Source organism: Candidatus Jordarchaeum sp. (assembly GCF_052745115.1).
Genome location: NZ_JBRAKS010000001.1, coordinates 1 through 19603 on the forward strand (window position 1 = coordinate 1; position 19603 = coordinate 19603).

Genomic DNA, 19603 nt, shown 5'->3' on the forward strand with positions numbered 1-19603 from the left:
ATTGTTTGGATTAAATCATTAAAACAAAGAGACTTATTACTCTTTTCAAAGCTTATCTAATCTTTAATAACTGTAATAAGGATATTTTATTGCTATTATTGCTATAAATGGAATAATTTGCTAAAAATTGAATTGCATGATTTAACATGATTAAAACTTAGTCAATATAAGTCTAAAATTGAATTATTTAATTGGATTAAAAGGCTCAATTTGTTGCAGTAATTTAATGGAGGAGTTTGGTTTTTTGTATAGACAGGAAGAATTTGTGGATAGGTTGAATACTTCTAAATCCTTCGCAGATATTTTCAGCCTAGTTGAAGATGCGGTTATGTGTAAGTATAAGGTACGTAGAGCGGTAATGTTGGGACTCACCGACCTGGGGGCTCAGGGAAACTATATGGTAGGAGCCTTCCACCCGGTGGGTTCTGAGTTAATTGTTTTAAATAAAACTCCCCTGAGAAGAATAAAGGAAGTAAAGCCCGAGTATTATAATGCGTACCTTTTCCATATTCTGCTTCATGAGTACTTACACAGTTTAGGCGTATTGGACGAAAATACGGTAGGTTATCTAACTGTTGAAATATGCAGGGAACTCCTAGGAGGGGATCACCCCGCAACTCAGATGGGGGCTAAGGGAATCAGTCACTTCTTCCCCTTCATAACTTATCCCACTCCCGAGATAGATGCTTCCGACGTGCAAATTGAAATTGTGAAAAACTTCAGACAGCAAACCACAACGTACTACTGCTAGGTACAAATTAATCTGAAAAATTTGCATAAGATTTAACGATTTTTAATTTGATTTTTCTTTATTATGCTCAAAGCGTCGAAGAGCGGTAGATCGAAGTGCCGCCAGCTTAGGCTGGCCATAATTTTTTCAGCCACTGAATATTGCCCCCTGGCTAGGTTTATTACGAGCCCTCTTATTTCCTGTATCAGCTGTCTTAAATTGTAATCTCTCAATTTAGAAGAAATTTTCACTGATAATTCTGCCAGTCCAATGGCCCCTTCAGAATTTTTTAACATCAGCTGGCAGAGCGCTTGTGTAATTAATTCTGGAGCCGATATTTTTTCGGTGTCCGGAACAATTTTTGCTGCTTGGAAGTGGTTTTCCGCATTTTTTTCGCTCCTCTTGTCAAGATAATAACATCCTAAAATTAGGTGAGTATTGGAAAAAACCAGTGGAGACAGGTGTTCCTTGGTCAACTCACCTTCCAAAATTTCAATTGCTTTATTTTGCTCCCCCATTCGGTAATAGCAGGTTGCCCGGAGTACCGGTGAAAACCCAATTACTTCATTCTTACCCTTTTTATTGTAAATATTTAACGCCTTACCATAACTCTCCCAAGCCTTTTTATTTTCTCCTAACAGTCGGTAGCAGTTAGCAGAATTATAATAGTTAATGATTGCTTGAAGAGTTGTTCTGTAATTTTTAGCCAAGTTCCTTGCATTTAGGGTAAAAACCTCAGCTGCTTTAATTAAATAGTTTTGAAATTTGTCTGGATTTCCCAAAGATTGGTAAATGTGAGAAATCCACAGATAAACTTGGCCGTTACCATCTTCCATTTGTTTTTTGCGTGATTCTTCTAAATAATTTGAGAAACATTTGAGTGCTAACTCTTTTAACTCGATAAATTTTTGTTCATCCCCGTGAATCTGATAGTAGTCAGCGGCACTACTGTACCAGTATCCCGCTTTCTTGTAATCTTTTTTCAGGGTGGATCTGCTCTTTTTTGCTAGCTTTTCGTAGAATTTGCCCATTTCGAAATAATCCACTTTAATTCCCTCATTAAAATGAAAAACATCTTTTAATAAATATTAATTAGTCTGGTTACTTGTTACTTAATTATTCGCTTTCAAATCTTAGATTAATATTAAAAATTATCGTAACTTAAATAACTCTTCCCTTAATCATTATAAATAGTAAAATACTGTCAATTTTTTGAAAGGTGTTTTCATGAGGGCAGAAGGAAGTTTAAGAAAGACGCATCTCTATGATTGTCACGTCCAATGGGCAGTTATGACCAGTTTTTCAGGCTTTGAAATGCCGGTGGAATATAAGGGCCATGGTATCCTGAAAGAGCACTTGGCGGTTAGGAATGGTGTGGGTATTTTTGATGTTAGCCACATGGGTAGATTCGAGGTGTTAGGCGATGAATCCATGGTTTTTCTGGAATACGTTACTTCAAGAAGATTGGAAAATCTGAGTGAGGGTGCTTCAAGATACGGTCTTCTCCTAAACGAAAACGGTGGAATACTCGACGATATAATAATAAACTATTTCAACCAGAAAAAAAGCCTTCTTGTGGTAAACGCTGGTAATCGGGAGAGGGATTTTAATTGGCTACTTCAAAAATCTAAAGGCTACAAAGTAAGTCTGAAAGATATTTCTGATCAAACACCAATGTTTGCTGTTCAAGGGCCTACCTCTCAAAAAACTTTGCAGAAACTGGTTCAACCAGACTTAAATAATTTGAAAAGGTTCAATTTCCTTACAACTGAGGTTTCAAATCAACCTTGTATGATTTCTAGAACTGGATACACTGGTGAGGATGGATTTGAAATCATCCAGTACGATGCCCCCCTAGACAAACCCCAAAAGGCCTTAAAACTCTGGAATATTATTTTAGAGGCTGGCAAGGAGTTTGAAATCCTGCCCTGCGGGCTAGGCGCTAGGGATACTTTGAGACTAGAGGCCGGCCTACCACTATATGGAAACGACATTGATGAGAACACTAATCCATTTGAAGCAAGGCTCGACAATTTTGTCAATCTTGAAAAGGAAAATTTTGTGGGAAAGAAAAAATTGATGGAGCTGAAAAATTTTTCCCCCTCTAAGGTTAGAGTTGGCATAGCCATGGATGAAAGAGGAGTTCCCCGGCCTCATTACAAGATTATTAAAAATGGTAAAGAAATAGGCGAGATCACAAGTGGAGGAATATCCATAACCCATGGGAAAATAGGTATTGGAATAGGCTATGTGAGTACACAATTCTCAGAACTCGGTACACCAGTGCAGATAATGATAAAAGATAAGGCTAGAAGGGCGAGAATAGTAGACCTCATGAAGCAGTTAAGAGATTTAAAGAGCAGTAACAAATAGTGGTCTCTAGCAATTATGTGTTTCCGCTGTTGAGTTTGAGGATGTTATGGCTCCTTGCTTTTTATACATTTTCCAGCTAAGAATTGGATTTCTTGCTGCCTTAACCTCATCCACTCTTCTTACCGAAGTATGGTGTGGGGCGCTATGCAGCATTTCTGGCGAATTATAGGCTTCATCAGATATTCTCTGCATTACCGATAGGAATCTATCAAGGGTTTCTTTGGTTTCGGTTTCAGTTGGTTCTATCATTAGAGCCTCTTCTACTATTTGCGGAAAATAAACAACTGGCGCATGCATTCCAAAATCCAGAATTCTCTTTGCTACATCTAGGGCAGTAACTCCCGTTTCGGCCTTAAGCTTTGAGGCGCTTATCACACACTCATGCTTACGAGGCTTATCTGAAGCATACGGAAGGCTGAAACCTTTAATCTCATTAATTTTTTTCGCCAAATAATTAGCGTTAAGAACCGCCGCCTCAGCCACCTTGTTCAACCCCTCAGCTCCAAGTAATAAAATATAGCAATAAGCCCTAATAATGACTCCGAAATTGCCATAGAATCCCTTAACCTTCCCCACCGACTTCGGCTTATTATAGTCTAGATAGTACCTACCTTTCTCTTCACTATACTCAACTGTCGGTATTGGTAAGTATGGAACTAATTCTTCCTTAACTCCAACAGGCCCCGCGCCGGGTCCTCCTCCTCCGTGGGGTGTTGAAAAAGTTTTGTGGAGGTTAAAGTGAACAACATCGAATCCCATGTCTCCTGGTCTAACCTTGTTAAGAACCCCATTTAGATTAGCCCCATCATAATACAGGAGACCGCCCTCATCATGAACTATTTCCGAAATTTCCAGTATGTCCCCTTCGAATATGCCCAAGGTGTTTGGATTGGTGAGCATTAGACCCGCTGTTTGCCTTCCAATCGCAGTCCTCAAAGCTTCCAAATCAACACAGCCGTCCTCAGAAGAGGGAATGGTAACCACACTAAACCCTGCCATATTTGCACTCGCAGGATTGGTTCCATGAGCAGAATCGGGCACAATTATCTCTCTTCTGCTCTCCAATTCTCCATTTTCTTCGTGGTATTTTCGTATGATACAAAGACCGGTAAACTCACCATGAGCCCCTGCTGAGGGCTGTAGAGTGACCCTTATCATTCCCGAAATTTCTGCAAGCATTTTTTCCAAATGGTACATGATTTCTAAAGCGCCTTGGATTGTGGAAACATCTTGGTAGGGATGGAGACGAGAAACTTTATCCATTTTGGCTATTTCCTCATTTATCTTAGGGTTATATTTCATAGTGCAGGAACCCAAGGGGTAAAAACCTAAATCAATAGCATAATTCATCTGAGCAAGATGGAGAAAGTGTCTTACTAGTTGGGGTTCAGATACTTCTGGTAGCTCAACAGGAGATTTCCTTTTAATTTTTTCAGGTATAATTTTCAAAATGTCTCCTACTTCTTTACTCACTTTCTTGCAAGGTTTTGGTAAAAGATGTCCTACTCTACCTTTAACGCCTATTTCAAAGATGAGTGGTTCCAAAATCTTCCATTTTTCTTTCCAAACAGCCTGATCAAATTCCTCAATCACTTTTGAAAACCTCCCACTTCTGGTACCAATTTTATACTCCTAGTCATGTTTGCCAGCGATTTCCCCGAGTGCTTCAACTAATTTATCCATATCTTCAATACTGTGAATCTCTGTTACACAAAATAGGCTGGTTTCCCCAAGCTCCGGAAACTCGTCTCTAATGATTTTACCTCCCTGAATTCCCCTCTCCAACAATTTCCTCTGAATATCTTCCATGGGCGTCTGGGAATTAACTGTGAATTCCTTAAAATGAGGAGACTCAAATAGGGGGGCTCTAAACCCATCAATTTCATCAATTCTCTGCATCACATATTTAGCGTTTGCCATACAGGTTTCCCCCAGCTGGACCAGCCCCTCGGGTCCAATGCAGGCAAGATAAATTGCCACCTGAACCGCGCAGAGTGCCTCATTAGAGCAAATGTTGCTAGTAGCCTTCTCTCTACGAATATGCTGCTCCCGAGTCTGCAAGGTTATGGTGTAACAACGATTACCCTCCGTATCCTCAGTCATGCCAATAAGCCTCCCAGGCATATTCCTCATCAAGTTCCTATCCTCACGGCAAGCAAACAAGCCAATTAAAGGTCCTCCAAAAGAGGGATCAATACCAAGCGGTTGCCCCTCACCTATCACAATATCCGCCCCGTACTGTCCAGGCGGCGCCAACACACCCAGAGAAGTTGGGTCAACTCCCACCACAAACAACGCGTCATTATCGTGAGCTATTCTCCCAATTTCTTCAACTTGAATTTCCATCACCCCCAAATAATTCGGGTTCTCAACATAAACCCCCGCAGTATCTTTAGAAACCAAACTCTCTAAAGCGTCAATATCAAGAATCCCAGTCTCCTTAACATAGGGAACTTCTCTAACTTTCATAATATTATGTGTAAATGTTTCAAGAGTAGACTTTCTCTCGGGGTGAATTATTTTGGGGATTAGAATTTCCCTTCTCCTCGTCACTCTTCCCGCCATCAAGGTGGCTTCACCAAGAGCAGAGGCCCAATCATACATCGAGGCGTTAGCAATATCCATTCCTGTTATCTCACATACCATGCTCTGATATTCAAAAAACGCCTGAAGAATCCCTTGAGAAATCTCTGACTGGTAAGGAGTATAAGCAGTTTGAAACTCGGGAAGAAAAGCAAGCATTCTTACAACCGCCGGAACGTAATGAAGCCACACCCCTGAACCCAAAAAAACCGGCACATCCTTATGAGTAACATTCCTATCCATTAAATTCTCAACACTCCGCCACAAATCCGCCTCAACCAGTGGTTCAGGGAGATTAAGCCACCGATTCAGCCTCACATTTCGAGGAACATCCCGGTACAACTCCTCAACACTCTTAAGTCCGAGTGCCTCTAACATTGCTTTTCTGTCTTCCTCAGTTAAAGGAATGTACTGATGCTTAAACACCATGTCTTAACCCTCTAAAATGATGTATAACATAATAAACCCAAAAGAGCAAACAGAACTTAACTCTATCTATAGCTTCATATCTAAAAGCTAGTAGCACAAACCGAAAAACACCTACTCATATTTCTCGAAATTTCCGAAACAAAGGGAAAGAGCAAATTAATTTATATTGATATTAAAAAAGTATAAAAGTATAATTCATAGCTGTATTAATAAGATTCATTCAGTACTATGGTGGTCGTAGATTGTCAGCCAACACTGAAGAAAAATTTTCAATAGTAAAAGCAGGGAGCCGCGATGTAATAACCTGTCACGTCAACGACTCTATACCCAAAGTAGCGAAAATAATGGTAGACAACTGGATAAGCTCAGTATTCGTAAAAGATGATAATAATAAAGTGGTTGGGATCATTACCGACGGTGTGATTTTCCGTCTAGTGGCTAAGGAGAAGGATCCTCGACTTTATAAGGCGGGTGATGTGATGGTTACGGATATTATTACGGTTACTGAGGATGCTTCTATTGATGAGTTGAGAAGTTTGTTTGAGAAAACTAAGGTGAAACGTGTCGGTGTTGTTGATAAGAATGGTGAGATTGTAGGCGTCATCAATAAGAAATGGGTTAACCAGTTTAAAAAGTATACAAGATACTACGATATTCAGTTGCAGCCTAAGGCTTCAGAAAAATCGGCTGAGTGAAATGATTATGTTAAAAATCTAGAACTGCCCCTCGAAAATTATGAATAAATAATGCTGTTAATTAAAAATTGAATTCAAAACTGATATTATTTAACTGTCAATCTCTGGTGCATTAGTATGTCTGATCCTTCAGATATTAATAAAAGCGATGACCTTGAATTTGAGCAGAGGAGGGCCAATTCCCATTTTGCCATGTTAGAGGGTTTGATTGGGATTTATTTGTGTTATTTTCATGAGGCTAGAGGGCATCTTGCCCTTTTTACATGCCCAGAGAGTTTGAAGGATGATGTGGAGACGCTGAGGATTATTCAAAAGCATCCTGTGTGGTGGCTGGGTGCTGAGGATTTCAAGGAAGAAGGTTTGAATCGGGTTGACTTGGAGTTTGGGGGGAAGGTTTACGCTGCTACGAAGTTTAAGGCTAGGTCGGCTAGGGCAAAGCTTAGGGCGGGGATGACTCCTGAAACAGAGGAGGTTTTTGTGCTTATAGTTAGTGTGCCTGTTGGTTTAGCTAAACCCTTGGGGGATAAGCTGCTCAGTGTTCTGTTGGAGAAAATCCGGGATAGTTTGCAGGATAAGCTCTATATTCTTATAGAGAAGGATTTAGCGTGTTGTAAACCGATAAGAACAAGAGACGATCATAAAGTTATCGAGGATGGGGAAGAGGTGGAGGAAGAACTCTTGAATATATGTGATATTTCTGTACCAGTAATATCATCTGAATTAATGAATGCTCTGCAGAGCGATGTGGAGAAGCAAAGAAATCTAGTTTACTTCCTTCTGAGCAGTATGTATGGTGTCACTGGTCCACAAACTAGGGCTGTGCCGTTATCGGGCAAGAGTGCTATTGAGACGAGGGCTATTGAACACATTCCAGAAAGTCCGGTGGAATTGGTGAGTGTGGAATTTGCTGATGATAAGAAAAAATTGAAAATTACTGTTAAAAATAATTCTGAGAAAAGTATAGAGAATATTAAAATATCCATAGCCCACATTGAAGAGTTCTTCGAAACCTACTCTTGGGACACCATAGTTGATATCTGGTTCCCCTACGAAGAGCTGGTATTTCAATACCCTAGGGTTGACAATGATGGCGAATACATTTTAAATATTGAGGATCTAACAGAAAAACTGTTGGTGAAAAAAATCTCAATAAAAGAAATTAAATAAACGCTATAAATTAATAGACCTTAGGTGTAATTATTTTTCATTCAGAAATGGTGCGAAAAAGTATAAAATCCTTCAGAAATACTACCGAAAAATGCAAAAACTGTGATAAAAGACGCTTGAAAACGGAAAAAAATCCGGAAGTATTAATTACGCCTAAGGTCTAATCAAGAGACCCAAGCACGATATCCTTTCTGGAATTCTATCTAATTTTTTATAAAATGGTCGTAACGCAAAATTAAATTGACTATGATACTATACTATTTTTAGAAAAACTAGAGTGGTTACCTTGAGGATTTCACTCGTAAAACTCGGTCTTCTAATATTTCTGCTAACAATGGCTGTCTCCTTACTACTTCTACCTACTCCTAACTCTTGGGTTCCAATGGTTATTTCCCATAATCAACAAGCAACACGAATACAAAATGTTCCAACACCAGTTATACTGACTACAAACACCACACAATATATAATAATAGCACCAGACAACTGGACCAATAACACTAATCTAATACAATTTGCGGAATGGAAAACGCAGAAAGGAATACCCACCGCCATATTCAACACAACGTATATTTACGAAAACTATCCTGGAAAAGATGAATCCGAACAAATACGTAACTTTCTAATATACGCATATAATCAGTGGAATATTAGTTGGCTTCTATTAGCCGGAGATACGAATGAAATTCCCATAAGAAACTTTTGGACTGGATTCGAGTATGTTCCCAGCGACTATTACTACGCCGCTCTGGACGGATGTTTTGACAATAATGGAAACGGGCGTTATGGAGAGTTCGGAGAAATAGATTGGATTCCAGAACTATATGTTGGGAGACTGCCTGCCTCAAATGAGACTGAACTGGAATATATGATAAACAAGACACTCACCTACGAGAGAGATATAGAAGCATGGGTAGGGGACTGGATGCGAACAGCTGTTTTTGCGGGTGGTGAAATAGATCAAGATCTTGATATTCAAGGGTGGAGAATCAAGCACTACATAGGTGAAAATGTTATCCCTCCCAAATTAAACATGAATTTTATTTATTTATTTTGGGGTTCTAATATAACTTATAATAATTTAACGCGGGGCAACTTTGTTAATGCAATAAACGAGGGGTGTGCCATAGTTAATTTTTGCTCCCATGGATCATACTCCACTGTTACAGTGTCTAAGAGCGGGGTTTCCTACTTCAGTACTTCGGATGCTTATGGTCTGTCCAATGAATATGAGTTGCCGTTAGTGTTTGCTTCGGCTTGTTCAACTCTGCGTCTGGACGATAGAGATTGTATAGGTGAAGCCATGCTAAAAAATCCAAATGGTGGAGCGATATCATACATTGGAGCGACTAGAACGAGCTTTGGTGGAGACACCATTGATGATCTGTCAGATTCTCTTTTAGACGCTTTGTTCTTCCAGATACTTCTCCATACTGATGACGGCTTGTTTTCTCAGCGTCCGGGATATGCGTTATACGAGAGTAAGCATCAGTACTTTCAGGAAGTTGGTTTACTGAGAATGGCGACGAGCTATGTATATCGACAAGAGTTTTTAGTATACATACTTCTTGGGGACCCGGAGCTTCCGATTTGGACAAATACTCCCCAAAATTTGAGTATTATTCTTCCTGAATCTACGCCGATTCCTGGGCAAATAATGCAGATCAAGGTTAAGAGCGGTGAGGGAGCTCCCGTAGGCGGAGCCTTGGTTTGCATTAATGGAACAAACTATTATCACACCTATCTCACCGAGTCCGATGGTAGCATAAGGATTCCAGCTCCACAGACCGGAAATTATAGTATTACGGTTTCAAAGCCCAACTTTCTACATAATAATACTGTTTTAGAAGTGGGGGCATCAATAGATCAACCTTCAACTTTTGTTTTAGAGGCTCCTACAAAAATTAGTCCGGGGGAGCAGTTTACAATACAGGTTTATGCTAGTGATCCTCAGGGAATAGCCTGGTTAGAAGTAGTGGTTACTGATTATCATAAAGTGATGGTTAATTCAACATTTTTCCCACCTGGGAACTTTAATGTGGTTATTAGTATGGTTATTAACTCTTCCTTTTTTAATAATCGTAGTGTGGTGTTTTATGCTAGTGCAATAGATTCGGAGGGGTATCAGACGTTTTCGGATGCTCAGAAAGTATACGTTCAAAGTCCGCTGGTAACCCCACTGGTCCTGCCGGTGATAATTAATTTTTCTGATGAATCTTTTTCAAGGATTTTATGGCTATCGTCTCCTTTCCTTATCTGTGTTATGGTGGCTGTTTTCGCTTGGCCTTCCAAGGAAGAGTAGCTGTTAACCCTTATCTAAAAAAGTAAAAAATTGTAAAATTATGGACGATTTCAGTCTTATATTAACTATTTTTTCATTTTTTTGCACAATCGAAAAGGTATTAAATGCGTAAAAAATGTGTTATATAGGGATTAAAATAATTTTACGGCGTAAGTCTGGTTCTTCTAAAAAATTTATATACTTGGCGATAGTATAATTCCAACTATAAATCTAGAAAGAAGGGAAATAATCTTAATTCAATAGATTGTTAGAAGACCAGGTTTACGTTTAAAATCACAGAAAACGAGCGAAAGGAGAGAAAGACATGTTAAACGAGGAGGAAAAACGCTACGTAAGCTACACATTCCCCGAAAGACTTCTTAAGGTAAAAAAACTGGAAAATTTTACACGCCTAAACCAAGAAGTAGTAAGAAGCGGAGTCTGTACCGCCTGCAGCACCTGCGTCTCGATTTGCCCCGAAAAAGCACTAGTTATGGAGGACGAGACACCAAAACTGGTGGGAAAATGCACGGCCTGTGGGATATGCTATCGCGCTTGCCCGCGTACAATAACTTCAATAAAATCCCTAATCGGTGACCACGTTGCAGCTTTTATCGGTAAAGCCGCTTCGGATAAGGTGAAGGGTCAGGACGGAGGAATTGTAACCGCTATATTAATGTATGCTATGGATACTGGTTTAATCGATGCAGCAATTGTGACAATGAAAAGCGAAGAGGAGCCTTGGAAGCCGGTCGCAAAAATAGTTACTAGTTCTGAGGAGCTTTTGAAATCTTCTGGTAGTGTTTACTCACATAGCAAAACTGTGGAAGCCCTGGTAGAGGCGATAGATAAGGGTTATCGTTCTATTGCTTTTGTGGGAACGCCCTGTAATATAGATGCGGTCGCTAAGATGCAGAGCCAACCCTTTGGTACACTACACTTATTTATGAAAGCAAAGATTCTAAAAGTGGGATTGTTTTGTATGGACTCTTTCTCTTACGAGGGACTTAGAGAGTTCTTTGAGCAGGAACAAGGTATATCCTTGAAATCCATTAATAAAATGGGCATCGCAGGGGGCAAATTCACCATAAATTATAACGGTGACAAGACCGGGGCTTGGCCTGTTAAAAATCTGGATAAGTATCGTTCAACAAGCTGTCACTACTGTCGGGATCTTACCTCAGAACAAGCAGACGTATCCGTTGGTAGCGTGGGATCCGCTGAAGGATACTCGACAATACTGGTTCGCACAGGTGAAGCGTTTGAACTTCTTGAAGACGCCATGGAAAACGGTTATGTAGTTTTGGAGCCTTTAGACCGGGAAGGTCTCCAAAAAGTCTTGAATCTTGCAAGGCTGAAGAAGGTACAAATGTATACTGAAAGAAGGCGCCATACCTATGTTTTGAAATACGTCCCAACAACTGCGGGAGTTCCGGAACCTGTAAAAAGAGTGGGAGCGATACCTTTGGCTGAAGAAAAAACTAAAGAAAAGGAGGGTATAGCTGAAAGAGCACTTCGTAAACTGCTCAAGGTGTCAGAGGCTCGCTTCGTCGATGGCAATACCATGCTTCAGTTAACTTTAGCCAATAATTCAGGAAAAACCATAAACAATATGAAAATAAGAATTGCCCACTTGGAGGATCTATTTGAGACTAATGCTTGGGAGACGGACATTGAAAGATGGTATCCCTTTGAGGAACTTGAATTTGCCTATCCGCGAACCAAAGACGATAAAGAATACCTGTTAACCATTTCCGACAGGCAGGGGACAATTTTATCTCAAAAGTTTAGTGTTAAAGAAATTGAAGGTAAAAAAACGGAGGAATAAATGTTAAATATTAATATGATTTAATTGTGGTGCGGAGGAAAAAACTATGAAAATCTCGCTAGTAGGGTTGTCAGGATGTGGCAAGACCTCGATATATATGACTACGTTTGCTGGTAAAAGGCCGGAACAAACTAAGGGAGCCGCTCCAACTATCATGTATGAGATAAGAAGGCACCCTTTCCTAGGCTTGGAAGTTTCAATATTTGATTTCGGAGGTCAGGAACAATACAGAGAATCCTACATGAGTGACCCTAAGGTGTTTTCAGGAACCGATGTGCTGATTCCGGTTGTGGATCTTCACGAGCCTGATAGTTTTGATGAGGCAAAGAAGTACTTTACCGGAATAATTGACCTTTTTAAGAAGAATAAAATTAAACCTGCGGTGCACATTTTCTTCCACAAGTACGACTTACAAGACTATATGAAGGAGCTTCTTGACACGAATCTTGAAAAGGCTAAGGGTATATTCATGGATCTGTTCTCTGAATGGAATCCTGTATTCCATGTTACCTCGATTTATGAGCAGGAGAGGCTTGCCGAAATATTTAGAGACATACTGGTTGCAAGTTATGAGTCTCTTGAAAAACATGTGGAGACTGCCCAGAAACAACTTGGTGAAATCCCGGCCAGGATCATTATCAGTGACACTGCGGGTAATGTGATTGTACATAATGTTCAAGGAGTTAGTACTGGGCTGCAGCTGAGAGGCGACCTGAGAGACTTTATAAGTGCATGCAACAATTTGAGAGAAAACTTCTTCATGTCTGATTCTGCAGAATTCAGTGGACGGGGACTGGAAGGAGACAAAGAGATCTCCTTACATGTGTTCAAATTTATATTAGCGGTTTTAATAATGAAAACCCAAGAGCTAGACAAGAGTGCGCAGGAGAAAATTGATACACTGCTGGCTGACATGTCTATGTTTGCCGACCTTGTGGTTAGAGCTCATGCCGAGACTTAATAATACACTTTTTAGGATAGATTACCAATGTCAATAGAGTTGCGTGCAAAGGATGCTGCAGCGGCTGGTTCTTCTGTAAGAACCGTGTCAAAGTTTGACTTTGCAGAGGATACCAAGGTTTGGTGGGGTGGTTTAACACTTCTCACTAACTTACCTTGCGGAAATGAACTTCCATTAGCAACAAGTGAAATATTCTGTGAGGGATTTCTGGAAAACGGTACTTACATTAGAGAACGTGAACTCCCTATAAGTAGAAGAGCTGTTCCCACTCTTATACGAAAAAACATTCACTATATTATTAAAGCAACTCTATCAGTTGGCAGACCAGATAGACACGGTGAAGAATTCAAAATTGTTGCGGAAAGACCAATAAAGATAAGATCCGAGCAAAGGTTCGAACCAAATCCTGTTTCACTCATAATTAAGGGAATGAGCTTCAGCATAGAAAAAGACTCGGTGCTACCGGGTGAGGTAATTAAACTTGATTACAAAACTGAGGGGCTGAAGCTCCTAACCGTGGATCTGGTTCACGACACGAACATCAATTGTGCCTGTCCAAAGTATGCAAAGGTATGTGTGCACATTAAAAAGAATCCTCCCGAGATTTTAACAACGGTTGAAGAAAAAAGTCCCACCCGAGGTTATCTATCTGTTAGAATACCACAGTATGCCGAACATAGTTACAACTATTTCTGGGAGCCCACCGAAAGAACCCACTGGTCCCAAACATTTGGAGCCTATTCCTACTGGTACCTAGATGTCACATGTACTAAGGTTACTGGTGAAACCATCAAATTTCAGATACCAATAAACATAATATTACCGCCGACTGGAGATGAGGGACTCTTTGAGGAATCAAAAGCCAAGGGAATAATACTAGGAAAGATTCCACCACAAGCAATAGAGGTGCTTGTGACACAAAAAGATAAAAATAAACTGAGTATGCATGTAACGAATAACACAAAGCAAGAGCTTAAAGGGGTAACCATAAAGGTTGTGGGAATAAAAGAGGAGCTATTCGAAACAGCGTCTTACATGTTAGGAATTAAAAAATTGCCAGTAGGAAAAGAAGTGGAATTAAACTATAAACCACGCGAAAAAAATGTTCAAAGCTTCCAATTATCTCTTGAAGATAACGAAGGAAATATTATAAATAAAAGGGTCAAGTTAAAAAGCTAGCAGTTTAAAAATCTAAATACCTTAAAAATATGTATGATTGTTTTCCTGCCTCATTGATATTTTATTTTAAACAATTACTTAAATATTTCAAGGGGTGAAGGATTTGGAACTAGAAACGAGGGTACCCGTTATAGATTTTTCTCTGGGTAAACTCTTGGGGGGGCAAGTACTACTTTTTACCGCCGACTCATCTACATTAAATGATGCAATGCTACTTAGTATGTTAGTTACTTTCAACCTAATAGATCAGGGCCTGTCTTGTGTAGCAATTCAAACTGACGAACCCTATTTTTTAGCTTCTAAAAAATTTAAACACTCTTTTCTGCCCGAAAAGTTTCCTCTTTTAGTAAAAGCTATGGATGAAGGTCGCTTCACTTTTTTAGATCTGGTATCGAATAAATTTAGTGAAGATATTACCGGTGTAATACTTGTTAGAAATGATGTCGAGAGAATATTGTATGAAGTCACTCAAGTAATAGATAGAATGAAGATAAACTTTCCAGATAGTAAAGTTATCGTATTGTATCATAATATTAGTTCTACCATAGTTGATTTTGATTCTAAAATTGTTTTGAATATGTTAAGAAAAATGATAGCAAAAATAAAACAAGAGGGCAATATATTCGTTGGGGTGGTGAATAGGGATATTCACGTACCGGAAATTACGAATATTTTGAAACACCTTTCAAGTTATACTATGGAGCTTGGATTAGACTCTGGCGATTCACCACACCCATATTTACAGGTTACCAAGACACCGTTAGTTGGATTCGTGAAAAGAATCTTGCACAAAAAACTTGCATATCACATTTCCGGCAATAAGTTTGAAACATTTTCGCCCATATCTTTTTATCTAGATGAATTAGAAGATGGGCAAGTTTTTTATCAGAAAGGAGAGGTTTCAATTCTAGGAATTAAACACCTTGTACTTCCTATCCTTTTTGTAATAAATATTCTTAAAGCTTTTGAAAAAAGTCTTGATTATGAGTTGTATAGAAAAATTGTTTTAGAAGTAGGTGTAGATTTTGGTGCTAGAAATGTTAAAAATGTTGAATCGGAATTCCATCTTAAGGGGGATAATCTCTTACTTTCAACCCTCAAGTATGTAGGAGCTAGAGGCTACGGTAAATTGTTAAGCACTGAAGGAAGCCTCGGGTCTGGTAGTCTTAAAATCCGGGTTCATTCTTCTTTAGCTGAAGTGTGGGGCAAATCAGATAAGCCCGTTGATGTTTTGATTGAGGGAGGTTTGCTGGGAGTTGTTCAAGAAATTACTGGGAAAGAATGGAATATTAAAGAGACTATGTGTATGGCTATGGGTGATGAGTACTGCTTGTTTGAATTAACCCAAGTATAGTTTAAATGAGAATTAACCTTATATCCATTTATTTTTATTAATTTTTAAGGGGATGTAGAAGTGAAATTTCAAGGTACAGGGGTAGAGTTTGTAGACCGTTCGTTAGGTCCTTTCTATAGAGGTCTACCCATAATGTTTTCAACGGACTCAGCCACCGCAAATGATGCTCAGAGACTTGCCAATTTTATAGCATTGAATATTTTGGAAAAGGGTGGGGGATGTGTTCTAATTAATGAAAATCTGCCTTTCTTTTTAGCAATAAATGAAACTTTATTTTTTGATTCACCAGAAAAAAGGTTTATTCTCCAAGAGGCTATAAATAAGGGTAGACTGTACTATCTGAATATTGTTTTTGAAGACACTAATATTGTAGATAGCAACCGATCAATGTTTATAAAGTCGATTGCAAATGATCTCAATATAATGACTTATGAAATTATAAATGCAAAGAATCAAATCAAAAAAAGCTGTTCAGATATTCCTGTTCTAATTTTACTTTCAGATATCAGTTCCCTAATTTTGGGTTTTAAGCTAAAAGAGGTACTAAGTATGATTAGAAAACTGATATTGAATGTTAAGCGGGAGCGGGATTTCTTTCTTGGCATCTTGAACCGGGAAATGCAAGAGCAGAATGTAACTAATTCGTTTACTCACTTCGCTGATTATGTACTTGAGTTTGGTGTGGGCATCCTTGGAGGTAAGAGGCAACCCTACGTGTCTGTAAATAGAACCCCATTTTTAAAGGATGTGGAGAAAAAACTTTGTAAAAAATTTGCTTATGAAATTTCTGAAGATAATTTTTATACGATTCCTTCTCTCCCCACTAGGTTTGAAGAGTTAAGGGAAAATATTTCTTATTTTGAGAGAGGAGAGGTCACTGTATATGGCACAAATTACATTATTTCTGAAATGCATACTTTCGTGAATCTTTTAAAAGAGATCGAAAAAAAATTTGGTAAAAGCAAATACAGTAAAATGATTGAAAGAGTAGGGAAAGCGTTAGGCTCACAAATTGCAAAAGCGTTATCCTCCCAATTTAAACTAACATCTGATGAAGTCTTTAAAGCTGTTGTAAACCACCTCTCGATTACTGGCTGGGGCAAATTTAACGTTTTAGAAGGAGATACTAAAACTAGAAGGATAAGAGTGGAAGGTTTCTCTAGATTTGCCACTAATTATGGAAAATCCGACCTTCCAGTCTGCATAATAGAAGGAAGTATTCTAAAGGGCGTATTAGAAGAACTTACCTCACTGAACTGGACTTTTAAAGAAAACGAATGCGTTTCCCGTGGGAACAGACGATGTGAATTTGAGTTAGAATCTGTGTAAGATAGGAATTTCCTTATTGTATTAAAACTTGTTAATGGCTGATAGGTTTGAAGATAAAAAAAACTTTAATAGATTTTATTGATGGCTCTCTGGGTATTCTAGATGAAGTTGCCTCCATGTTGCTTGTATGTGATTCTTTTACTCTAAATGATACGATAAGTCTCTCCGCTCTAATTAACTTGAATTTTTTTAAACAAGGTGGAGGCAGTGTTATTGTAAGCACGAGTTTACCCTCCTCTATGCTATTTGATGATATTAGGACTAGGTTTACGAATGAAGACATTCCAATAATTATGAATGGTCTAGAGGAGTATAGGGGCTACTATATTGATACGGTTGGTAAGGAAAAATTTCAACTTGGTGAAAACATTTTTAGAAGCATGATTAGTATTGATAATGACCCGAATAAAATCCTGTATGAAATTAGTTTCTTGAGAGATAAAATCAAAAAGAATTTTCCAGAAATTCCAGTTATGATTTCATACCATAACTTTAGTTCATCTATTATTGATTTTGGACCAGAAACTGTTCTGAAAATGTATAGAAAACTGACTACAAAAATGAAGCAAAAAGGAGACATTATTATCGGTCTAGTTAACCGTGACATACACGATTCACAAACAATAAGCACTCTAATACATTTGTCGGATTTTGTATTAGAACTTGCTTCCGAAGAGAGGGGAGGGGTAAAACAACCGTATATGCAGGTATTAAAATCTCCAGTTTTAGAGCCAGATATGGCAAAATTACAACAAAGATGCACTTATGTATTGTCTGGTACTAACTTCCAGAAGATTACTTCCCAAACCCTAATTTTTAACGATTTAAAGAGAAATATTACATATAGTGAAGATGGTACGGTTTCAATTAATAACGTGGAATATTTAATTACACCTCTCGAAACTTTCACATTATTATTTAAGGAACTTGAAAAAAGTTTAGCAATAGAAGAATACTGTGAATTTATGAAAAATTTCGGCAGATTGGTAGGCTTAGAGGTTACAAACCTTTTTAGATCCAAATATGGTTTGGAAGGGGATGAGTTACTAAAAAGGTCATTCAACTATCTAACAATCCGAGGGTGGGGAAAATTAATTAAAAAAGAAGGGAACCTAGAATCTGGCAAAATGAAGCTATCATTTTTCTCCACACTAGCCCACAACTACGGGGAATCCGGACACAAGGTTTGTGTGGTAGGGGAAGGGGTTTTTCCAGGTATATTAGAAGTGGTTACTGGAAGAATGTGGACTTGTGAAGAAACTAAATGTATAGCTATGGGCGACGAGCTATGTGAATTTGAAGCTATAGTTGAAAAATAGAAGTCTAAAAAATCGATGTTCTATCTTTCTTCTCTATTTAAGTGTTTAAAATAACATTTATATTTCTATATTTTATACTAACATGAGAGAAGGGATTAGTGTTGAAGATCCGTGAAGCTGGAATTGATTATATTGATAAAACCTTAGGGCGCTTGTATAACGGTTTGTCAATGTTGATGGTATCCGACTCCTTTTCAATGAATGATGCTGATAGGCTTGCAGCCTTATTTGCACTGAATTTTTTGGAAAAGGGTGGAGCGGTTATTTCTGTGCATACCAATTTGCCCTTCAACATTATTCAAAAACAGGTTGAAAAGAATTACTCTCATGGAAAAAATGAAGTTTTTCAAAAAGCTGTGACTGAGGGCAGGTTTCATTTCTTGAGTTTAGTCTCAAGCGAAAATAGAATAAACACAAGCTATAACGTTCTGAAAAGTGTTAGGGAGATTGCAAATGATCCAAATAGAATAGTATATGAAATTAATGATGTAAAAAATCGAATTAGACAAGATTTTCCAGATACCCTGATACTTGTTACCTATACGAATATTAGTTCTTCAATTATTGACTTTGATTCAAGAACAGTGTTAAAGATGATTAGAAGACTAGTCCTTGACGCTAAAAGGGAAGGCTATATTTTCTTGGGAACAGCAAATCGCGACGTCCACGAATCCACAGTAACTAATACCTTAAATCACATTGTTGACTACGCGATGAACTTTAGTCTGGAAACAATTTATGACCAAAAACATACCTACGTTTACGTTTCAAAAACTCCCCTACTGAAAGAAGCGCACAAAATTTTGAATCAAAGAGTTGCGTACCATTTTTCAAGTGATAACTTTATCACACTATTTCCCTTATACCCCTCTTTTGACGAATTAAAAGAAAGTATGTCGTTTAACGAGTGGGGGCAAATTTCAGTGCTTGGCTGGAATCACATCATCACGCCAATCCAGACTTTAACAATATTTCTTGACAGCGTAGAAAAACTTTTCGGCCACGAAAAAAATCAGGAAATACTCTTTGATTTAGGGCGGAAGGTGGGTGTAGGGGCGGCCCGTTTAGTAGAATCTGGGCTCCAGATTAGCGATGAAAAATTGTTCCTAGAAGTGTTAAAATATAATACTGCTGCGGGCTGGGGTAGACTGTTATCAACCGAAGGAAGCATTGATGGGGGAAAATTGAAAATCGCTGGTATCTCCACGGTTGCTTTATCCTATGGTCGTTCGGATCATCCGGTATGCACTTTTATTGCTGGTGGTCTGGCAGGGATTCTTAAAGTAGCTACAAAGAAGGACTGGTCTGCCAGGGAAACAAAATGTATAGCTATGGGCAATGAACTCTGCGAATTTGAACTAGAATTAAAGTAAAC

At 38.6% G+C, this 19603-nt stretch carries 15 protein-coding genes; 12 read left to right on the plus strand and 3 right to left on the minus strand.

Annotation, left to right across the window (positions count from 1 at the left end; genetic code table 11):
* Positions 1-244: 244 nt before the first annotated feature.
* Positions 245-751 carry a hypothetical protein gene (locus ACUVXA_RS00005; RefSeq protein WP_445869171.1) on the plus strand — a complete coding sequence of 169 codons (507 nt, stop codon included), beginning with the start codon at positions 245-247 and terminating at the stop codon, positions 749-751.
* 32 nt (positions 752-783) lie between these two features.
* Here the strand turns inward: ACUVXA_RS00005 and ACUVXA_RS00010 are convergent, their stop codons facing one another.
* Positions 784-1776: a tetratricopeptide repeat protein gene (locus ACUVXA_RS00010; protein ID WP_445869172.1), complete on the minus strand. Its 993-nt coding sequence runs from the start codon at positions 1774-1776 to the stop codon at positions 784-786.
* A gap of 181 nt (positions 1777-1957) precedes the next feature.
* Here ACUVXA_RS00010 and gcvT point away from each other — a divergent pair, with 181 nt between their 5' ends.
* Entirely contained in the window at positions 1958-3103 is a 1146-nt protein-coding gene (gene gcvT, locus ACUVXA_RS00015) for a glycine cleavage system aminomethyltransferase GcvT (RefSeq protein WP_445869173.1), read from the plus strand.
* Positions 3104-3109: 6 nt separating this feature from the next.
* On the opposite strand, the gene gcvPB is transcribed toward gcvT, so the two are convergent.
* Together gcvPB and gcvPA are read right to left on the minus strand one after the other, a co-directional pair.
* Positions 3110-4696 (minus strand): aminomethyl-transferring glycine dehydrogenase subunit GcvPB, encoded by a 1587-nt coding sequence (gene gcvPB, locus ACUVXA_RS00020; protein WP_445869174.1) that lies wholly within the window; start codon positions 4694-4696, stop codon positions 3110-3112.
* A 39-nt stretch (positions 4697-4735) separates the two neighbouring features.
* Positions 4736-6115 carry an aminomethyl-transferring glycine dehydrogenase subunit GcvPA gene (gene gcvPA / locus ACUVXA_RS00025; protein WP_445869175.1) on the minus strand — a complete coding sequence of 460 codons (1380 nt, stop codon included), beginning with the start codon at positions 6113-6115 and terminating at the stop codon, positions 4736-4738.
* Positions 6116-6357: 242 nt separating this feature from the next.
* Here gcvPA and ACUVXA_RS00030 point away from each other — a divergent pair, with 242 nt between their 5' ends.
* The 10 genes from ACUVXA_RS00030 (at position 6358) to ACUVXA_RS00075 (ending at position 19601) form a co-directional block, all read left to right on the plus strand.
* On the plus strand, positions 6358-6810 hold the full coding sequence (locus ACUVXA_RS00030) for a CBS domain-containing protein (protein WP_445869176.1): 453 nt from the start codon (positions 6358-6360) through the stop codon (positions 6808-6810).
* Between the two features lie 117 nt (positions 6811-6927).
* A complete protein-coding gene (locus ACUVXA_RS00035; RefSeq protein WP_445869177.1) occupies positions 6928-7977 on the plus strand; it encodes a hypothetical protein in 1050 nt (349 codons plus the stop codon).
* Positions 7978-8263: 286 nt separating this feature from the next.
* Positions 8264-10279: a C25 family cysteine peptidase gene (locus tag ACUVXA_RS00040; RefSeq protein WP_445869178.1), complete on the plus strand. Its 2016-nt coding sequence runs from the start codon at positions 8264-8266 to the stop codon at positions 10277-10279.
* Positions 10280-10583: 304 nt separating this feature from the next.
* Complete coding sequence (locus tag ACUVXA_RS00045; RefSeq protein WP_445869179.1) at positions 10584-12086, plus strand: Coenzyme F420 hydrogenase/dehydrogenase, beta subunit C-terminal domain; 1503 nt, start codon at positions 10584-10586, stop codon at positions 12084-12086.
* A gap of 46 nt (positions 12087-12132) precedes the next feature.
* Positions 12133-13047, plus strand: a complete 915-nt coding sequence (locus ACUVXA_RS00050) for an ADP-ribosylation factor-like protein (RefSeq protein ID WP_445869180.1) — start codon at positions 12133-12135, stop codon at positions 13045-13047.
* Positions 13048-13074: 27 nt separating this feature from the next.
* Entirely contained in the window at positions 13075-14226 is a 1152-nt protein-coding gene (locus ACUVXA_RS00055; RefSeq protein WP_445869181.1) for a hypothetical protein, read from the plus strand.
* Positions 14227-14329: 103 nt separating this feature from the next.
* Entirely contained in the window at positions 14330-15580 is a 1251-nt protein-coding gene (locus ACUVXA_RS00060; RefSeq protein WP_445869182.1) for a V4R domain-containing protein, read from the plus strand.
* Between the two features lie 60 nt (positions 15581-15640).
* Positions 15641-16909 carry a V4R domain-containing protein gene (locus tag ACUVXA_RS00065; protein ID WP_445869183.1) on the plus strand — a complete coding sequence of 423 codons (1269 nt, stop codon included), beginning with the start codon at positions 15641-15643 and terminating at the stop codon, positions 16907-16909.
* Between the two features lie 47 nt (positions 16910-16956).
* Positions 16957-18228 carry a V4R domain-containing protein gene (locus ACUVXA_RS00070; protein WP_445869184.1) on the plus strand — a complete coding sequence of 424 codons (1272 nt, stop codon included), beginning with the start codon at positions 16957-16959 and terminating at the stop codon, positions 18226-18228.
* Between the two features lie 101 nt (positions 18229-18329).
* Positions 18330-19601 carry a V4R domain-containing protein gene (locus ACUVXA_RS00075; RefSeq protein ID WP_445869185.1) on the plus strand — a complete coding sequence of 424 codons (1272 nt, stop codon included), beginning with the start codon at positions 18330-18332 and terminating at the stop codon, positions 19599-19601.
* The last annotated feature ends 2 nt before the right edge of the window (positions 19602-19603 follow it).

Coding starts and splice junctions, on each gene's coding strand:
- ACUVXA_RS00035 (WP_445869177.1), top strand. CDS start 6,928: ATGTCTGATCCTTCAGATATTAATAAAAGCGATGACCTTGAATTTGAG.
- ACUVXA_RS00050 (WP_445869180.1), top strand. CDS start 12,133: ATGAAAATCTCGCTAGTAGGGTTGTCAGGATGTGGCAAGACCTCGATA.
- gcvT (WP_445869173.1), top strand. CDS start 1,958: ATGAGGGCAGAAGGAAGTTTAAGAAAGACGCATCTCTATGATTGTCAC.
- ACUVXA_RS00045 (WP_445869179.1), top strand. CDS start 10,584: ATGTTAAACGAGGAGGAAAAACGCTACGTAAGCTACACATTCCCCGAA.
- ACUVXA_RS00055 (WP_445869181.1), top strand. CDS start 13,075: ATGTCAATAGAGTTGCGTGCAAAGGATGCTGCAGCGGCTGGTTCTTCT.
- gcvPA (WP_445869175.1), bottom strand. CDS start 6,115: ATGGTGTTTAAGCATCAGTACATTCCTTTAACTGAGGAAGACAGAAAA.